Origin of the sequence: Thioalkalivibrio sp. ALJ7 (assembly GCF_000376865.1) — a bacterium.
Taxonomy (GTDB): domain Bacteria; phylum Pseudomonadota; class Gammaproteobacteria; order Ectothiorhodospirales; family Ectothiorhodospiraceae; genus Thioalkalivibrio.
This window is the reverse complement of sequence record NZ_AQXQ01000010.1, coordinates 133675-151335: the sequence shown is the minus strand read 5'-3', so window position 1 is coordinate 151335 and position 17661 is coordinate 133675. Positions and strand designations below refer to the sequence as shown.

At 64.5% G+C, this 17661-nt stretch carries 20 protein-coding genes and 1 tRNA gene; 11 read left to right on the top strand and 10 right to left on the bottom strand.

Translation table 11 applies throughout. From position 1 onward, the window contains the following. Positions 1–87: 87 nt before the first annotated feature. The gene (locus D002_RS0105835; RefSeq protein WP_018140978.1) at positions 88–858 is read left to right on the top strand and encodes a hypothetical protein; all 771 of its coding nucleotides are present in this window, start codon (positions 88–90) and stop codon (positions 856–858) included. A gap of 122 nt (positions 859–980) precedes the next feature. Here the strand turns inward: D002_RS0105835 and D002_RS0105830 are convergent, their stop codons facing one another. Further along, positions 981–1334 (bottom strand): metalloregulator ArsR/SmtB family transcription factor, encoded by a 354-nt coding sequence (locus D002_RS0105830; RefSeq protein WP_018140977.1) that lies wholly within the window; start codon positions 1332–1334, stop codon positions 981–983. 294 nt (positions 1335–1628) lie between these two features. On the opposite strand from D002_RS0105830, the gene D002_RS0105825 reads away from it, so the two are divergent. Continuing rightward, positions 1629–3578 carry a DEAD/DEAH box helicase gene (locus tag D002_RS0105825; protein WP_018140976.1) on the top strand — a complete coding sequence of 650 codons (1950 nt, stop codon included), beginning with the start codon at positions 1629–1631 and terminating at the stop codon, positions 3576–3578. Positions 3579–3654: 76 nt separating this feature from the next. Here D002_RS0105825 and D002_RS0105820 read toward each other — a convergent pair whose 3' ends face one another. The 3 genes from D002_RS0105820 to D002_RS0105810 all read right to left on the bottom strand — a co-directional run bounded on the left by D002_RS0105820 (position 3655) and on the right by D002_RS0105810 (position 5814). Further along, positions 3655–4179: a DUF302 domain-containing protein gene (locus D002_RS0105820; protein WP_026181558.1), complete on the bottom strand. Its 525-nt coding sequence runs from the start codon at positions 4177–4179 to the stop codon at positions 3655–3657. Positions 4180–4331: 152 nt separating this feature from the next. Continuing rightward, positions 4332–5132 (bottom strand): TIGR01458 family HAD-type hydrolase, encoded by an 801-nt coding sequence (locus D002_RS0105815; RefSeq protein WP_018140974.1) that lies wholly within the window; start codon positions 5130–5132, stop codon positions 4332–4334. A 61-nt stretch (positions 5133–5193) separates the two neighbouring features. Further along, positions 5194–5814, bottom strand: a complete 621-nt coding sequence (locus tag D002_RS0105810) for a methyltransferase domain-containing protein (RefSeq protein WP_026181557.1) — start codon at positions 5812–5814, stop codon at positions 5194–5196. Positions 5815–5886: 72 nt separating this feature from the next. Between D002_RS0105810 and D002_RS0105805 the strand changes: the two genes are divergently transcribed. From D002_RS0105805 to D002_RS0105790, 4 genes are all read left to right on the top strand, one after another. Continuing rightward, positions 5887–6594, top strand: a complete 708-nt coding sequence (locus D002_RS0105805; RefSeq protein ID WP_018140972.1) for an MBL fold metallo-hydrolase — start codon at positions 5887–5889, stop codon at positions 6592–6594. Between the two features lie 90 nt (positions 6595–6684). Further along, positions 6685–6761 (top strand) — tRNA-Arg (locus D002_RS0105800). Positions 6762–6975: 214 nt separating this feature from the next. After that, positions 6976–7296: a rhodanese-like domain-containing protein gene (locus D002_RS0105795; RefSeq protein ID WP_018140971.1), complete on the top strand. Its 321-nt coding sequence runs from the start codon at positions 6976–6978 to the stop codon at positions 7294–7296. A 6-nt stretch (positions 7297–7302) separates the two neighbouring features. Next, positions 7303–8031: a glycosyltransferase gene (locus tag D002_RS0105790; protein WP_018140970.1), complete on the top strand. Its 729-nt coding sequence runs from the start codon at positions 7303–7305 to the stop codon at positions 8029–8031. A 17-nt stretch (positions 8032–8048) separates the two neighbouring features. Here D002_RS0105790 and D002_RS0105785 read toward each other — a convergent pair whose 3' ends face one another. After that, entirely contained in the window at positions 8049–8972 is a 924-nt protein-coding gene (locus D002_RS0105785) for an MBL fold metallo-hydrolase (RefSeq protein ID WP_026181556.1), read from the bottom strand. A gap of 239 nt (positions 8973–9211) precedes the next feature. On the opposite strand from D002_RS0105785, the gene dapC reads away from it, so the two are divergent. Genes dapC through D002_RS0105770 form a run of 3 tightly spaced genes read left to right on the top strand, consistent with a single transcriptional unit; the run spans position 9212 to position 11607 of the window. Beyond that, on the top strand, positions 9212–10405 hold the full coding sequence (dapC, locus tag D002_RS0105780) for a succinyldiaminopimelate transaminase (RefSeq protein ID WP_018140968.1): 1194 nt from the start codon (positions 9212–9214) through the stop codon (positions 10403–10405). A 34-nt stretch (positions 10406–10439) separates the two neighbouring features. After that, complete coding sequence (gene dapD, locus D002_RS0105775; protein WP_018140967.1) at positions 10440–11261, top strand: 2,3,4,5-tetrahydropyridine-2,6-dicarboxylate N-succinyltransferase; 822 nt, start codon at positions 10440–10442, stop codon at positions 11259–11261. Then, the gene (locus D002_RS0105770; protein ID WP_018140966.1) at positions 11254–11607 is read left to right on the top strand and encodes an ArsC family reductase; all 354 of its coding nucleotides are present in this window, start codon (positions 11254–11256) and stop codon (positions 11605–11607) included. Before dapD ends, D002_RS0105770 begins: the two co-directional genes overlap by 8 nt. 41 nt (positions 11608–11648) lie before the next feature. On the opposite strand, the gene D002_RS0105765 is transcribed toward D002_RS0105770, so the two are convergent. From D002_RS0105765 to D002_RS0105755, 3 genes are read right to left on the bottom strand one after another with little or no spacing between them, the layout of a single operon-like run. Next, entirely contained in the window at positions 11649–11837 is a 189-nt protein-coding gene (locus tag D002_RS0105765; RefSeq protein WP_018140965.1) for a hypothetical protein, read from the bottom strand. After that, entirely contained in the window at positions 11825–12607 is a 783-nt protein-coding gene (locus tag D002_RS0105760; RefSeq protein WP_018140964.1) for a type III pantothenate kinase, read from the bottom strand. The genes D002_RS0105765 and D002_RS0105760 overlap by 13 nt, the downstream gene beginning before the upstream one ends. Next, the gene (locus D002_RS0105755; RefSeq protein ID WP_026181555.1) at positions 12600–13400 is read right to left on the bottom strand and encodes a biotin--[acetyl-CoA-carboxylase] ligase; all 801 of its coding nucleotides are present in this window, start codon (positions 13398–13400) and stop codon (positions 12600–12602) included. The genes D002_RS0105760 and D002_RS0105755 overlap by 8 nt, the downstream gene beginning before the upstream one ends. Positions 13401–13514: 114 nt before the next feature. Here D002_RS0105755 and D002_RS0105750 point away from each other — a divergent pair, with 114 nt between their 5' ends. Further along, on the top strand, positions 13515–14264 hold the full coding sequence (locus tag D002_RS0105750; protein ID WP_018140962.1) for a lytic transglycosylase domain-containing protein: 750 nt from the start codon (positions 13515–13517) through the stop codon (positions 14262–14264). Between the two features lie 25 nt (positions 14265–14289). Here D002_RS0105750 and D002_RS0105745 read toward each other — a convergent pair whose 3' ends face one another. Together D002_RS0105745 and D002_RS0105740 are read right to left on the bottom strand one after the other, a co-directional pair. Further along, positions 14290–14610: a DUF2007 domain-containing protein gene (locus tag D002_RS0105745; protein WP_081610824.1), complete on the bottom strand. Its 321-nt coding sequence runs from the start codon at positions 14608–14610 to the stop codon at positions 14290–14292. A gap of 48 nt (positions 14611–14658) precedes the next feature. After that, entirely contained in the window at positions 14659–15276 is a 618-nt protein-coding gene (locus D002_RS0105740; protein WP_018140960.1) for a hypothetical protein, read from the bottom strand. A 189-nt stretch (positions 15277–15465) separates the two neighbouring features. On the opposite strand from D002_RS0105740, the gene ppk1 reads away from it, so the two are divergent. Further along, the gene (gene ppk1 / locus D002_RS0105735) at positions 15466–17550 is read left to right on the top strand and encodes a polyphosphate kinase 1 (protein WP_018140959.1); all 2085 of its coding nucleotides are present in this window, start codon (positions 15466–15468) and stop codon (positions 17548–17550) included. Positions 17551–17661 lie beyond the last annotated feature (111 nt).

The following is a 17661-nucleotide window of genomic DNA, read 5'->3' as shown; positions in this document are numbered from 1 at the left end:
TCCGGTTCCATAATCCCGCCACTCAGGCATCGCGACAACCGGATCGCATCCCCTACAATGAGCCCTCACCCGTCCCGAGTGACTCACGTGATCTCGCTCATTCCCCGCCTGTTCCAGCGCGCCCCCGCCCTTGACCCGGAAAGCCGTGCCTGGATCCACGCCATCTTCGACTGGGCCGGAAATGAACCCCACTTCGGGCCCATGCTGCGCAAAGCGCATCTGGTAGTACCCACCGCCGAGGACTTTCCTGGCCAGGCAGACACGCACCAGGCCATGGCGCAGCTCGTATTTGATCGCGTGCTGTACCATGCGGGTCTTTCGGACAGTCCATTCCGCCTGGTTCACCCAGGTAATCTGATGGACGATCCAATTCCCTGGACGGCCATGGGTGAGGCGCGCCCGAGCCAGAACCCGTTCACCCCGCCACCCGGAACCGTAGGCATTCCCTACGATCCTGCTCTGGTCCCCCATTCCCAGGCATTGATCGCCCATTTTGCGCGCGAGATCGCCTTGCGCCTTCTGGCTACCGCCGCGGATCCGCCCCCAGCATTGGAAGGCAATGAGGCTCATATCGCGGAACTCGTCGCTGTGCAGATGGGCTTCGGGGTATTCCTGGCCAATACCGCTTTCCATGTACGCGTGAACCAGTGCGGTTCCTGCAAGGGCCCGTCCGCGGAGCGAGACGCCGCCCTCTCGCGCGACGACCTGGCCTATGCCCTTGGCCTGTTCGCCCGCCGACACGGCGTACCACCTGCCCGCATCCGTGCACACCTCAACGCCCCCCTGCGCCCAGCCCTTCGCCATGCACTACGCGATATTGCAAGACGCGATCGTGAAGGCGCCACCGGAGCCGCCTGAGCGGTCCGTACAATCTAAGTCGTCGACTTGGCCGAGCGCGGGCCGAAACGAAAAACGGCCGGGACAACCTAAAAGGCATCCCGACCGTTCTGCATTCAGCGGCCGACTGTTCCTGCTGGCGTTCAAGCGGTCTCGCGGCAGTCCACTCGGCTAGGCGCCGTGGCGAGCCGTTTGCGATCACCAGTGAACGGCTCGGCCGCCATGACGGACCGGGCGGCCGTTTGCAGAATCTCCGAGGCCCACGCAGGCAAATCAGGCGAAAGCCGGTAGTAGATCCAGTTACTGGCGCATCGAGTACGTACCAACTTGTGCTGACGCAACGCCGCAAGGTGGCGCGACACCTTTGGTTGAGACATCTCTAGGGCATGCGTGAGTTCGCACACGCACAACTCCCCTTCCGCCTGCATCAACAATAAGGACCGCAACCGAGTTTGGTCGGCCAGCAGATTGAACAGATCCGTCGGGTTAAGCGGCATACTACATCCAGCAATTTTTCTTCGGCGAACTATATCCCGACTGTATGGCTAGGACAATGCCGCATCCCAAAACCTTGCAACGCTCGCACCAACCGGAGATATTCCCCCTGTAGCAAGCCAATAGACGCCCAACTCGATCGTTACTAACGGTCGCAAATCTGGATCCCGGTCCAGACTCGTAAGAAATTCACCGTTCTCCCTCTTCCCATGCCCCCGATTCGTGTATGATGTCGGGTTGGCAGTTGCCATCCGATTTTCGCCGGGCCTTTGTTTCCGGCCTGTGTGAGTAATTCAATGTCTGATTCCCCCTCCTTCGCCCAGCTCGGGCTTTCCGAGTCGCTGGTTTGTGCCCTGTCGAATATGGGCTTCGCTACTCCTACCCCGGTTCAGGCCGCTTGCATCCCGGCGCTCTTGAACGGCCGTGACGTGTTGGGCGAGGCCCAGACCGGCACCGGCAAGACTGGCGCCTTCGGCCTCCCGCTGATCGACTTGATCGATGCGGGCAACCGCGCGCCCCAGGCGCTGGTCCTCGCGCCCACCCGCGAACTGGCCAACCAGGTCGCGGGCGCATTGAGTGAGTTCGCCAAGGGCTTCGGCGGTATCGACGTGCTGCCGGTTTACGGCGGCCAGCCGATGGGCGAGCAGCTGCGGGCCCTGCGCAAGGGCCCGCAGATCGTGGTCGGCACACCGGGTCGTGTCGTGGATCACATCAAGCGCGGCACCCTGAACCTTGAAACCCTGCGCGTGGTGGTCCTCGACGAAGCCGACGAGATGCTGCGCATGGGCTTTGTCGAAGAGATCGAGTGGATCCTGGAACAGACGCCGGAAGAGCGCCAAACCACCCTGTTTTCGGCCACCATGCCGGCCCCGATCCGTCGCATTGCCCATCGCCATATGCGCGATCCGGAAGAGATCAAAATTGGTGCCGGTAACGAGGCCGGGACCGACATCGACCAAAGCTACTGCCTGGTCGACCAGCGCCACAAAATGGAGGCCCTCGGCCGCCTGATGGAGACCGAGGCGGATCTGGACGCCGCAGTGGTCTTTTCACGCACCAAGGCCGCCACGGTCGAGATTGCCGATGCCTTGAGCGCCATGGGTATCGCGGCTTCCGCGCTCAACGGCGACATGGAACAAGGCGAACGCGAACGCGTCGTCAGCGATCTTCGCGACGGCCGCCTGGATGTCATAGTGGCCACCGATGTGGCGGCCCGCGGCATCGACGTCCCGCGCATTAGCCACGTATTCAACTTTGATGCCCCCGGCGATGCCGAGGTCTATGTGCACCGCATCGGCCGTACCGGCCGCGCCGGCCGAAAGGGTCGTGCCATCCTGTTCCTGGAGCCGCGCAAGCGCCGCATGCTGAAGGACATCGAACGCCTCACTGGCAAACCGGTGCGCGAACAGGCCGTGCCGGACCGCGCCGCCGTGCAAGCGCGTCGAGAAACCCGCTTTGCAGAACGCGTGCAGGCCTTGCTGGGAACCGAACAAGCGACTGCGCATGAGGCGCTGGTCGATCGGCTGCTGGCCAATGGCGAAGTCTCCGAGCGGGACCTCGCCACCGCCCTGATCGCCCTTGCCACCGCGGGCAGCCCGCTGGATGCAAGCCCCCATCAGGGCGCCGATCCGGTGCTGGCAGCCGCCCGCTCTGCCCCCTCCGAGCGTGGCAATAGCCGCCGCGACAGCAAACCGCGGGGCGAGCGCCCCTCGCGCGGCAAGGACCGCGAACCGGAAGCCGACATGGTCCGCTACTACATGCCCGTCGGCCGCAATAACGGAGTGGCTCCAGGGGCGATTGTCGGCGCACTCGCCAACGAGGGTGGCCTGAACGGTCGCGATATCGGCCGGATTGGCCTGCGCGACGATCATAGCCACGTCGATCTGCCCGCCTCGCTCGATGACGCCGCGATTCAGCGCCTGGGTAACATCCATGTGGCCAATCGCAAGCTGGGACTGACCCGTCAGGCGCCCCGCCCGGGTGAGGCTGCGAACCAGGACGATGCGCGTCCGGCCGCTCCGCGCAAGCCGCGCACCGACCGATCCGAATCCACCAGCACGAAGCCCAAGTCCTTCAGCAAGCCCGCCCCGGCCAAGCGCGGACCGGCCCCGGCAAACCGCAAGCGACCGGCCTACGCGGCCCCTGGCAAGCGCCCGGCTGGCAAGAAGGGCCCAGCTGGCCCGAAATCGTCTGGCTCCCGAGCCGATGGAACGTTGATGATCAAGCGCAAGGTGGCCAACGGCTAACCCGCCGAAACACACTTCCGCTCCGACAAACCGCCCGCGTCCCCGATAGGAGCCGCGGGCGGTTTCCGTTCAGCCATCAAAAATCCCCTGTACGGCCCGCCTCGACAATGCTGTAGATCGTGTCCCGAACCTCGCGGGCGATCACCTCGAGGTCCTCGGGCAGATCGGTGGCATACAGCATCATGTCCATATTGGTGGTGACGATCCAGCCCTGGCCGTCGTCATCCTCCACCACGGCGATGCGGCAAGGCAGAAAGCTGGCAAAGATAATGTCGTGCTTCACCATCTGATTGGCAATCAAGGCGTCACAAAACGCCAGTATGCGCATGTAGTTGCCTTCGCCTCCCATCGCAGTCACCTGCTCCGATAGCGGCAGGTCCGCCACCTCCTGGAAATTCCGGAGATTCGCCCTTAGCTGCATCGACTCGATCGCCTCGTCGATGGTCACGCCGTCCTCTATAGGAAACTTCACTACGCTGTGACGCACCATTTGCTGCAACGTCTCGCGGTCCAGCCCCTCGAACCCCTCCGGTTCCGAGGCGCTCGCGGTTGTCGTTAACGGGAGCAGCATCGCCACCAGTACCAAGACCCATGCCTTCATCGCGTACTCCTCTTGATTGACGTAAAGGGGAGCCATCGAATAGTCCCCTGCCCACTCGATCGACACTCCCCTTCTGAGCCTAGATCATCCGCCGCCGGATCATCGTATTCATGCACGAAATTCAGAAAGGCCTCTGGCCGGACCCATTGCCCTCAAGGGGTCTTCCCCAAGTCGAGCAAGGCTTCGACAACCTCATTCAGATCACTCGCCACACCCGCACCGGGCTCGAGGGCACGGTCCTCATCTCCCTGCTGATACTTCCCCGTCCGCACCAGGCAGGCGGCCAGCCCAGCCATGCGCGCTCCATCGATGTCACCGGCGACGTCATCCCCAACCATCAACACCTCACTCGGGTCCAGGTGCAGATCCTCGATGGCGGCGTGGAACAGGCGCGGGTCCGGCTTGCCGAAGTTCTCGGCCTCCACCTCGGCGGCGTATTCCAAGGCACGGACGAACGGCCCAATGTCCAGCGACAAGCCGTCCGCTTCGCGGAAATAGCGGTTGGTCCCCATCACCCACAGGGACGCGCCTTCCATCAACAGGCGAAAGGCGCGGTTGAGGACTGCGTAATCAAAATCCTTCCCCATGTCGCCCAACACGACGACATCGGGGTCCGATGGGGTCATGTCGAAAAACTCGGGTTCGAGGTCGGGATGAACAAGCAAGAGGGGACGACGACCATCTGCTTCCAGACGGCTTCGAATCGCGCTGGGTGCTGTTGCAAGCTGATCCTCTGCGAAATCAAAGCCCATCTGCTGCAGTTTTCGGATGATGGCCGACCGCGGTTCGCGTGTCGTGTTAGTGATCAAGCGAATGGGCACCCCCGACTCTTGAAGGCGTCGCACTGCCATCTTCGAGCCCGCCAAGGCCTGGTTTCCGACATAGAGTACGCCGGAAAGATCCAGCAACACGGCCCGGATACCTGGCAATCCCTTGGGCGGCACAATGGACATGGAGACCTCCTGTGGAACGGTCATCGGCCAGGCACGTTAACGGACCTTCCTCGCCATCGGTTCAACGCCGAATCAGCCGGCGCAGTATCTCGAACTTCCCATTGGTGTGATCGGTGCGCCCGAGGTCGTCGCGCCACTCCCAGCGTTCCTCTAGAAAAGTTGCCTGCATGTCGGATAACGCACAATGAAACGGCGGGCCACCATCGCGCTCGGTCTGCATGAAACAGGCGAACAGCTCACCGCCCGACCGCAACCAGGCGTGCAGCTGGCGCTCGTACGCCGGCCATTGCTCGGGGGGTAAGGCGCACAGCGACGTCTGCTCGTAAACGCCATCGACGGGCATCTCTGGCTGCCAGGTGAGCATATCGGCCTGCACCACCTCGGCGGCAAGGCCATCGGCCGCGAGGCGCTGGCGCAAATGCTCCACAGGGGTGGGCGCCACATCCAGGCCAATGACCTTAAAACCCCGTGCTGCCAGGGCCGGCACCTCGTGCCCAAAGCCACACCCCGGCACGACGATCCGTGCACCCGGCGCGAGCGCCGTCACCTCCAGCCAGCGCTCCAGCGATGGGCTGGCCGCACCCCGATCCCAGCGTGTGGAGCCCGCCTGATAACGCGCCTCCCAGTCCGCCTCGGCTGCGGCGGTCATGGATTCAACGTGCAAAGACTCGGAACTTGGCATCGTGATCCTTCTCGATACAGGATGGGTATTGGATAGACCATACCAAAGCGACAACGACTCACGGAGACCCCGATGGACCGCACCCCACTGCCCTATCGCATCCACCGCCAGGAACTCGGCCCGATGGAAAACTTCGTGTATCTGATCGAAGACCGCGCCAGCCATCGCGGGGCCGTAGTCGATCCGGCATGGGAACCCGAAGCGATCATTCGCCAGGCCCGCGCAAACGAGGTCGAGATCTCCGACATCCTCCTCACCCATAGCCACCACGACCACATCAACGGGGTAGAGGCGATCCTCGAACAGTATCCGAACGCCCGCCTGCACCTGCTCAAGCCGGAGGCCGAATTCTGGGGCAAGTCCCTCGAACGCCCGGAACTGCATCACGGAGGCGACGAGATGCGCCTGGGCGACACCGAGATCCGCTTCCTGCACACCCCCGGCCATACCCCCGGCTCGGCCTGTTTCCACATGCCCGCGGGCGATGACCTGATTACCGGGGACACCCTGTTCGTGTTTGGCTGTGGCCGCTGTGACCTCGCTGGCGGCGACCCCGAGCAGATGTTCCATACCCTGAACGGCCTGCGCGAAGGCCTCCCGGCCCATACCTGCATCCACCCCGGCCACAACTACGCGGAGAAGGCCGAGTCCACGCTGGAAGAACAGGACGCCGGCAACCCGTTCCTGCACTTCCACGACAAGGACGACTTCGTGCAGTACCGCATGCACGAGCACGATCGTGCGCGCAGCACCCCGTACCACCCGATCCCGCGTGGCTGAACGCCGCGAATCCACCGCCAGGACGAGGAATTGGTCGGGACGGCTTGCATCCCTCGGGGCCAATCGCGATAATGCGCGCCTTCAGACGATGCGCCCGTAGCTCAGCTGGATAGAGTACCTGGCTACGAACCAGGTGGTCGGAGGTTCGAATCCTTCCGGGCGCGCCATATTCCAGAGAAAGGGCACCCACATTCGGGTGCCCTTTTTCGTTTCCGAACGGCACAAAGGATTCGAACCTCCGGACAAGCGATCAGGTTCGATCCCGGCGGGCAAAGCGGCGCAAGTGTGGTCGGGAATGGGAAGCCCTCAGTCACCATGCCTTCTTGCGGTGGGTTCTCCGGACCACTAGCGTGGTGGCTCCTATCGACCGGAACCCGCCCCATGCGCCAGATGTCGCCCCGCGAACTTTGCGACTACCTTGACCAGACCGGCACCCCACCGCTGCTGCTCGACGTACGCGAGCCGTGGGAGTTCCAGCGCTGCCGGATCGAGGGGTCGCGACTATTGCCTATGGGCGAGATTCCGGCGACCTATCAAGAGCTCGACCCGAAACAGGAAGTGGTGGTGATCTGCCACCACGGGGTCCGTAGCCAACAGGTGGCCTGGTTCCTGGAACGGGCCGGTTTTGACCAAGTGATCAACCTCAGCGGAGGCGTCGACGCCTGGGCCCGCGACGTCGACCCGCACATGCCGACCTACTGACCCCACGTGGTCAGCGCACCCCGGCTGTCCGTCATCATCCCGGCCTGGAACGAGGCCGAGTGGCTACCTCGCACGCTGGCCGCGACCCAGCAGGAACTGGCCAGTATTCGGCACACCAGCGAGATCATCGTCGTCGATAACGCCTCCACGGATGCCACGGCACAGATCGCGCAACAAGCGGGTTGCAGGGTCGTATTCGAGCCCGAACGCCGTATCAGCCGAGCCCGCAACGCCGGGGCCGAGATCGCCAATGGCGATTACCTGCTGTTCGTCGATGCCGATACCTGGCCGGACGGCGATCTGATCCGCGCGACACTCGACGCCCTGGACAGCGGCGCGGTCTGCGGCGGCGGAGCCCGCGTCGCGTTCGATCACCTGACCCATCGCATCTACCGCTGGGGCGCGGCGGCCTGGAACGCCCTGTCGGCTCGGCTCGGACTCGCCGCCGGCTGCTACGTCTTCTGCACCCGCGAGGCCTTCGAAGCAGTCGGGGGGTTCAGCGAGCGGGTCTATGCGGGCGAGGAGGTGTTCCTGTCGCGCGCGATGGCGCGCTGGGGCCGCCACCACGGGCAGCGGTTCCAGATACTGGAGACACCCGTGATGACCTCGGGACGCAAGGCGGACTGGTTCAGCCCCGCCCAGCACATCCTGGTGGTGCTGCAGGCCCTGCTACTGCCCTGGAGCCTGCGCTCGCGCCGCCTGGCCTGGTTCTGGTACACGCGCCCGAAGGGATGATGAGCGCCCGTTGCGCGCTACTGGCGACGGGCGACGTCGAGACGCGCCATTAACGTAAGCAGGCGCATGATGTCCGGAGGGGCGGTGTCGCCGCGATACTCGCGGTACAGCGTGTCCACGTTGACCGCGATCCGCTCGGCATCCCCCCAGTTGGCGTAGTCGCCCAGCGCGATATCGAACGCGGCCTCCTCCGCCGGCATTCCTGCTTCGAAACGCGCCCGCGCCTGCGCATCGATATACACCAGATAGTCGCGCACGCGCCGGGCACCGGCCTTGTCGGTGATGGGCCCGTGGCCGGGCACGATCAGCTCGACATCCATCGCCAGGATCCGGTCGATCGCGGCGATCCAGTTGCCCACCGGGCCGGCCCACATGATGGGTGTCCCTTCGATGAACAGGATGTCGCCGGTGTATACGACCCGGTCAGCTGGCACATGGACCAGCACATCCCCCTGGGTGTGAGCGGGACCCACCTCGATCAGCTCCACGGCCTTGTCGCCCACCGTAAGATCCAGCCGCCCGGTGAAGGTGCGCGTCGGGAGGGTCAACTCCACCCCACCGAAATCGAACGCACCAAAGGAGCGCTGCAGGTATTGCCCGACCTCGCCCATCGCATCGCTTTGCGCCATCAGGCCGGCCAGCATCGCCGGCGGCAGCTCCGGCATCTCGTCGGCACTCGCCTGTGAAGCAATGATCTCGGCCTGGTGCACCAGGCGGTTGCCAAAGGTGTGGTCGCCATTGGCGTGCGTATTGACCAGGAGATTAATATCCCCCGCGCCGATCCCGGTCGCGGCATCCATTTGTGCGAGCATCTCGGCCGTCAGGCGCTCGTCGAACAGAGTGTCGACCAGCAAGGCCTCTTCGCCATCGCGGATCAACCCGGCATTGCTCCAGCCCCAGCCACCATCGGGTTGCAGATAGGCCCAGGCGCCGTTCCCCAGGTCATGCAGTCCCTTATGGTAGGAACCCAGCCCCCGCTTCCCCTGCGCCGTGTGGTCGTGGCTGCACGCCATGCATCGCTCCCGATCGGAAACGCCCAAGCCTGCCGCATGGCAAGCGCGAGAGCAAAACCAGTGCATCCACACTGGCCGCACAGGAAGCGAGTGGATCTCCCATTGGTGTTTGGCTCCGGTATACTGCGCGGTCTTTCGTTTCCCTCGAATACGACGCCCGAGCCGCCATGAACCCGCGCCTGGACCGGCTACAGCCCTATCCGTTTGAACGCCTGCGCCGGCTGTTCGCGGACCTGGAACAACCCGCTGACCGGGAGCCGATCGCCCTGTCGATCGGCGAGCCGCGCCATGCGCTGCCGGGGTTTGTCGAACCGGCACTGCGCGACGCGCTCCAGGGCTACAACCACTACCCCACCACCCGCGGCGAACCCGACCTGCGGGAGACCATCGCCGCGTGGCTGCAGCGGCGCTTCCAGCTGGACGGGGTGGACGCCAACCGGCAGGTCCTGCCCGTCAGCGGCACGCGCGAGGCCCTGTTCGCGATCGCGCAGGCCGTCGTCGCACAGAAGCCCAGGGCACGGGTGCTGATGCCGAACCCCTTCTATCAGATCTACGAAGGCGCGGCCCTGCTGGCCGGGGCGGAACCGGCTTTCTACGACCTGGCGCCGGAGAACGGCTACCTCCCCGACTTCTCCGCAGTCGACGCCGCGACCTGGGATGCGGTGCAACTGGTCTACATCTGCAACCCCGGCAACCCGGCCGGGGCCTGTATGTCCGAATCCGCGATGCAGGAGCTGATCGGCCTCGCCGACCGGCACGACTTCGTAATCGCGGCGGACGAGTGCTACTCCGAGATCTACCACCCGGATGCGGAACCACCGGCCGGCCTGCTTGGGGCGGCTGCGCGCATGGGTCGTGCAGGCTTCGAGCGCTGCGTCGTGTTCCACAGCCTGTCAAAACGCTCCAACCTGCCGGGCCTGCGCTCGGGGTTTGTCGCCGGCGATGCCGACCTGCTCGACCGCTTCGCGCTGTACCGCACCTATCACGGCTGCACCCTGCCCCCACCCACGCAGGCCGTCAGCCGTGCGGCCTGGGCGGACGAGACCCATGTCGCCGATAATCGAGCGCTGTACGCCGAAAAATTCGCCGCGGTCGTGCCAATCCTGCAGGAGGTCATGGACGTGGAATCGCCGAGCGCGGGCTTTTACCTGTGGCCGCGGGTACCGGATGGCGACGACGAGGCCTTCGCCCGTCGCCTGTATGCCGAAGCCGGCGTCACGGTGCTGGCCGGACGCTACCTCTCCCGTAGCAACCCCGAGACCGGGCACAATCCCGGGGCCGGACACGTGCGCATGGCGCTGGTCGCCGAACCCTCAGCCTGTATCGAGGCTGCAGAACGAATCGCTTCGCTCTACCAATAACTATTTCCATTCAATTTGTTACAAGGATTACCTAATGTCGGATATCCAGAACATCATCGAGACCGCCTTCGAAAGCCGCGCCGAGATCAACCCGCGCAACGTCGAGACCAACGTGCGTGACGCGGTGAACGAGGCCATGGACATGCTGGACAGCGGTCAGGCCCGCGTCGCCGAAAAGAAAGGCGGCGAGTGGGTCGTCAACGAATGGCTGAAGAAGGCCGTGCTGCTCTCGTTCCGGATCGCCGAGAACGAGTTCATCAAAGGCGGCTTCACCAACTACTACGACAAGGTGCCGTCCAAGTACGCCGACACCTCCAGCCGCGACTTCCGCGAGGGTGGTGTGCGCGTGGTCCCGCCGGCGACCGCCCGGCGCGGCAGCTACATCGCCCCGAACGTGGTGCTGATGCCCTCCTACGTGAACATCGGCGCCTACGTCGACGAAGGGACCATGGTGGACACCTGGGCCACCGTCGGCTCCTGCGCCCAGATCGGCAAGAACGTCCATCTGTCCGGCGGCGTCGGTATCGGTGGCGTGCTGGAGCCGCTGCAGGCCGCGCCGACCATCATCGAGGACAACTGCTTTATCGGCGCGCGTTCCGAGGTGGTCGAAGGCGTGATCGTCGAGGAAGGCGCGGTGATCTCCATGGGCGTGTACCTCGGCCAGTCGACACGCATCTACGACCGCGAGAACGACGAGATCCTGTACGGCCGTGTGCCGGCCGGTGCGGTGGTGGTGTCAGGTAACCTGCCCTCGAAGGATGGCAAGTACTCGCTGTACTGCGCGGTCATCGTGAAGCGCGTGGACGAGAAGACCAAGGCCAAGGTCGGCCTGAACGCCCTGCTGCGTGATGTCTGAGCTCGCGCTCTACGGCATTCCCAACTGCGATACCGTGCGCAAGGCACGCCGGGCGCTCGATGCGGCCGGCGTGTCCTATCGGTTTGTCGACGTTCGCAAAGACGGGATCGAGGAAGCTCAACTGCGTGGCTGGGTCGACAGGCTGGGCTGGGAGACCCTGGTGAACCGGAGGGGGACCACCTGGCGCCAGCTCCCGGAGGATCAGCGCGCGGGGTTGGACGCGGAACGGGCGATCGCGTTGATGGGGGAACACCCGGCGTTGATCAAGCGCCCAGTCATCGAATTCGAGGGTGCCGTTTATGTCGGCTGGAACACCGAGAACGCCATCCGCCTTGGAGCCGCCTGATCCCACGTCTTCCTCACGCCGGCCAGGGCGTGCTCCCCGCGTTACTGATCCGCCCCGGCATCACCGTTGACGCGGGTTTCCAGCCAGGCATCCAGCAGCTCAAGCTCGCCGCCATTACGTTCCAGGGCCGGAACATCCCCGTAGGGATCAGGGTTCAGGCGTCCGTCATGCCAGGCCCAGGTGAGGTAGCCCACGTTGAGCAGAACGAAAAACAGGATCAGCCAGCGCATGCGGTCGCGTCCCAGCGAGATAACTCCCAAAGGCCGTCCAATACCAGGTTCGGGACGATACGGGCCTCTTCACGCATCAATGGGGCCAGCCAATAGGCATCCCCCCCGGTCAGCCAACAGGCTGCGTCGGCCCTATCCCCGGTTCGTAGGCGCGCAACCAGTCCGTCCAGCGCAGCGGCCAGACCCAACCCCCAACCTCGTTCCAGGGCCTCGGTGCTATTGAGCCCTGGGCTTGTCTCGAGATCGTCCGGCCACTGTGTGGCCTCGCGTGGAGCAATGCGATCGGCCAGACGCGCCTGAAGCGCCTCCCAGCCGAGCTGGCGCCCCGGCAGCAGATACCCCCCGGCATGGCACCCGTTCGCGTCAAGCACATCGACCGTGACCCCCGTGCCGGCATCCACCAGGATCACAGGTGCGGTACAGCGTGCCCTTGCAGCGGCCAGGGCGCAGTAGCGATCGACCCCAAGCTGTCCCGGAGCGTAGTCGATGTGCAGCCCATTCGGCCCATCTGAGGTCACGGTCACGGCATGCACAGGGGCATTAACGCCGACTGCGGCCAACGCCTTGGCGAACGCCTCTTCACGCTCGCACGGCCCTACTCGCGAAAGCCATATCGCGCCAATCGGTGCCTCGCGCACCATGGACGCCAGGGCACGCGCACAACCCGAGGGCTCACGGTTGGCACCGGAGCCCAGCACCCCGCCTTCGACGCTGCGCACCTGCCACTTCACTCGGGTACTGCCGATATCCACCAGCGCGATATCAGACATGTTCACACCTCCGAACCGAGACCTCGCCCGAGTGCAACGTACGGGTCACCCCATCCTCGAAGCGGACCTTCAGGCATCCGCTTTCCGGGTCGATCCCAAGCGCCCTGCCGCGAGCACCGGAATCGAGCACCTCAATAGGCTGATCACGCAGCATATCCATTCGCTCCAATTCCGGCGCTAACGAGGCAAGGCCTTCCTTCATCAGCACGGAATGCAGGCGGCACTGCTGGGCGATCACGTGACTGGCAAGCTCCAGGAGATCCACATCGACCCCGAGCGCCGCCAGGTCGATCACCGGTCGCCCCAGATCCAGCGTTTCAACGGACGCAAGATTAATTCCAATGCCAACCACTAGCCGCCCCGGAACCGAAGCGCTTCCCAAGCGTTGCTCCACTAGAATCCCGCCCAACTTTGCATCGCCCACCATCAGGTCATTGGGCCATTTCAGCCGGACATGACTGAGGCCGAACTCCTCCAGCGCACGAACCACCCCAGTTCCCGCGCCCACCGGATAGGCCGGAGGCACAAGCGACCTGGATAGAGGCCATGCCAGAGAGAGCGCCAGGTTCTTTCCTGGCGCCGTGTGCCACATGCGGCCGCGCCGGCCGCGACCCGCCGTCTGCGACATTGCCAGACAGGCTCGGGGTGCCTGTTCCCGCTGATCCGACGCCTGCAACAGGTGCTGATTGGTCGAACCCACCGACTCCAATACTTCGATCACGGGCATCGCGACACCCGTCCCCGACAACAGGCATTCAACACGCACTTTAAGGCGTGCGCTTTCACGGGCCATAATGCAGACTGTGACAGGGTTCTCGGTCATCGGGATCCGTACTCGGCTCGGCATCCGGGCCAGGGGGAACAGGGCTTGCAAACAAGGCCACATGGTAAGCATTCCGGACACGGCGTGCTGCGCTTCACGGCGCTACTCGCGGGGATCGTCCTGGCCGCCCCCGCCATGGCCGAGTTTTTCACCTATCGCGACGCCTCGGGTGCCCGCGTCCTCACCGACGAACGCCCCCAGCACGGCAGCTACGAGACGATCCGCTCACCGAGCGGTTCGGGCAGGGTCACCGGGACAACGGGCGGCGGCGACTGGTCCCCCAGTCAGGTCTTTGTGTTTCAGGGCCCCGGAGGCGAGCGCCTGATCACCAATCAGCGCCAGCAGGACAGCGGCATGGAGCTCATCGCCACCTATGGCCGCCCCACCGCTCACGCCCGCTGCGGCGAGCACGCGCGGCATGCCCTCGCCACGGGCGGGGGCGCGTTCGCGGATCTCATTCGCAGCGCCGCCGCACGCCAGGGTGTAGACCCCGCGCTGGTGCAGGCCGTCATTCATGTAGAGTCCTGCTTCGATCCACAGGCGGTTTCGCGCGTCGGGGCCCATGGTCTGATGCAACTCATGCCCGCGACTGCCGCGGAGCTCGGAGTCCGCGACCGCTTTGACCCGGCGCAAAACATCGACGGCGGCACGCGCTACCTGGCGGCTATGCTGGATCGCTTCGAGGGCAACCTGGATCTCGCCCTGGCCGCCTACAATGCCGGGCCGGGCGCGGTTGAACGCCATGGAGGCGTGCCGCCGTTCGCGGAAACACAGAACTACATCCAGCGGATTCGCAGCCAGTACGGCGGCAACGGGCGCGCGGGACGACCTTGACCCTGCGGCCTCAAAACGTGGCGGTTCAGCTTTTGGGCTTTTCGCGGCCGCAGTTCCAGCACTGGGTGAACTGGGGTTCAATCACCTCACCACAGCGCGAGCACTTCCAATTCTCACCGTCATGCTGCGGCTCGCCCTCGAAATACTCCAGGATGATGGCGCGAGCCTCTTCGGCCTGCTCTTCGTGCACCACCATGATCCGCGCCCAGGTCTCGGTGGGCGGGACTTCACCGGCGGCGCTGTACAGCCCCGCCTGGTTCACGTAGGCCGGAATCCCGGCCTCCTGCAGCAGGTTCTCGATGAACCCGGCCATCACCGGGTCAGCAGCGGAGTAGACAGTCCTCATGCGGGAAACCGTAGCACGCGCTCACGGCCAGACGCAGTGACCGCAGGACTACTGGACCGTGCCCTGGTTGGCGGCCTGGAAGTACTCCATCGCCTTCTGGATGGCGAAGAAGGGTGCCTCCTCCAGTGCGGCCTGGGTATGCGGCAGATTGATGTCCGCGTGGTACTTGCGCATGGCCAGCACGTGAATCGGAAGTTCACGGGCGAACATCGGGTTCTCGAAGTTGAAGTACTGCCCCAGACCCAGCACCAGTGCCTGGCGCTCGTCGGCCGCCAGGCTTTCCGGGGAAACACGGACATCCGGCAACTGGCCGGCCTGCCCATCGACCGACACGACCACCTGACGATCACCGTCCGCCGGGCTCGGCACCGCATCACCGCTGACGACCTCCAGCTCCTCGGACAGGTCCAGATAGCCCTTGGCGAGGATATGACCGTGCGGCTGGAAGACCTTGCTGGACATGTTCACCGCCCACAGCTCCAGGGTCTCCTTTAGATCCTGGGACGCCTGCACTTCGCCCAGGGCAAACAACTGCTGGGCATAGAGGATGTCCCAGACCCACACCTGCCCGTATTCGGGCAGTTCGCCTTCGGCCGTCACCGAGACCTTGCGCAGTTCCGGCTGTGCTTCGTCGCGGGCGTGCAATGTCAAGATAAATTCGGGCAAGGGACTTCTCCTTACGGCAGGGGGATGCCCTCTGCATGGTTGATCCGCCAATTATAGCCGCCGGGCCTCGTACACCGCAGTTCAGGCACGCGGCCCGGGGCCTTCGCCACAGCCTTGCGGCAAACCTAGTCATCGAACTGACATAATGTCGTCATAGACTTGCGGACCCACTTCTTCTGCGAGTCACGCATGCTGGATAACGACGTGACCGAACCCGAGCTTTTCCTGAACCGCGAGCTATCCCTGCTGGAATTCAACCGGCGGGTGCTCGCACTGGCCCAGGACCCGGCGTTCCCGCTGCTGGAACGCTTGCGCTATCTCAGCATTTCCTCCACCAATCTGGACGAATTCTTCGAGGTGCGAGTGGGCTCCCTGCGCCAGCAGGTCGAGCTGAATGTCCAGGCGCCGGGGCCGGACGGCCTGTCGGCCGCCGAGCAGCTTCGGCAGATCGCGCCACGCGCCCACGAGTTGGTGGAGGCGCAATACCGCACCCTCAACGACGAACTGATTCCAGCCCTCGCCGCCGAGAATATCCACTTTTTGCGCCGCACCCACTGGGATTCCGCACAGCAGGACTGGGTGCGCCAGTATTTCCGCGAACAGCTGCAACCGGTGCTGAGTCCGATCGGGCTGGACCCCGCCCACCCTTTCCCGCGCATCCTGAACAAGAGCCTGAACTTCATTGTCACGCTGAAAGGCAAGGATGCCTTCGGACGTGAATCCGGCCGCGCGGTCGTCCAGGCCCCGCGCTCGCTTCCTCGTCTGGTGCGCCTGCCGCCGGAAGTGAGTAATGGGGGCAACGACTTCGTGCTGTTGTCCTCCATTCTGCATTCCCACGTGGACGAGCTCTTTCAGGGCATGAAGGTGACTGGGTGCTACCAGTTCCGCCTGACCCGCAACTCCGACCTGTTCGTACAGGAAGAAGAAATCGACGACCTCCTGAATGCGCTGGAAGGGGAACTCCCGCAGCGCAACTACGGGGCTGGGGTACGCCTGGAGGTCGCGGACAACTGCCCACAAGAGGCGGCGGATTTCCTGCTGCAGCAATTCCACCTGGACCCGGAGGACCTCTACCAGGTCACCGGCCTGGTCAATCTGAACCGGCTGATGGCCGTATACGAGCTGGTGGACCGGCCGGACCTCAAGTTCCCGCCAATGGTGCCAGCCCTGCCACGCGGCGATGCCACCGGCAGTGGCATCTTTGCCGCCATCCGCGAGCAGGAGCTCCTGCTGCACCACCCCTACCAGTCCTTCATGCCGGTGGTGGAATTCCTGCGCCAGGCGGCGGCCGATCCACGGGTCCTCGCGATCAAGCAGACACTTTATCGCACGGGCACCCGCTCGCCCCTGGTGGAAACCCTGATCGAGGCCGCCCAGGCTGGCAAGGAAGTCACCGTCGTCATCGAGCTGCGCGCGCGCTTCGACGAAGCGGACAACATCGAACTGGCCAACCGCATGCAGGATGCCGGGGTCCACGTGACCTATGGCGTGGTCGGCTACAAGACACATGCCAAACTGGCCCTGGTCGTTCGCCGCGACGGCGACCGCATCACCCGTTACGCCCACCTGGGCACCGGCAACTACCACTCCGGGACGGCCAAGGCGTACACCGATCTGGGCCTACTCACCGCGGACCCCGTGCTGACCGAGGACGTCCACCGCATCTTCCTGCAGCTCACCGGACTGGGTAAGGTCACCAAGCTGCGCCAGCTCATCCAGGCGCCATTCCGCCTGCACGACGCAATGCTGGAGAAGATCGAACGCGAGGCCAAGAATGCCCGCTCCGGCAAGACCGCGCGCATCGTCGCGCGCATGAACTCGCTCAACGAAACAAAGATCATCCAGGCGCTCTACGAGGCATCCCAGGCCGGGGTGCAGATCCAGCTGATCGTACGCGGCATATGCAGCCTGCGTCCCGGTGTGCCCGGGGTCTCCGACCACATCGAGGTTCGCTCGGTGCTGGGGCGTTTCCTGGAACACTCCCGGGTGTTCTACTTCGAGAACGACGGTGACCCCGAAGTCTTTCTGTCCAGCGCCGACTGGATGCCGCGCAACTTCTTCCGCCGCGTCGAGGTGGCCTTCCCCGTGCGCGACGCGGCTCTTCGCGACCGCGTGGCCGAAGAATCACTGTTCAACTATCTGCGCGACACCGCCACCGCCTGGTCCCTGCAACCGGACGGCAGCTACACCCGCATTCGGCCCGCCGACGACCAGGCCCCCTACTCCGCACAGGAGGTCCTGGCGGCCCGGCTGGCGGGGTCTACCGTCGGCTGACGCGACACCCATGGCCGGCGCGGGGCACCCGGTCGTGGGACTTCGCCGGTCCCCGCTTGACCCCATCCTTCGGACAACCGAACCTGAAGGTCACAACCTCCCTGTGGGCGC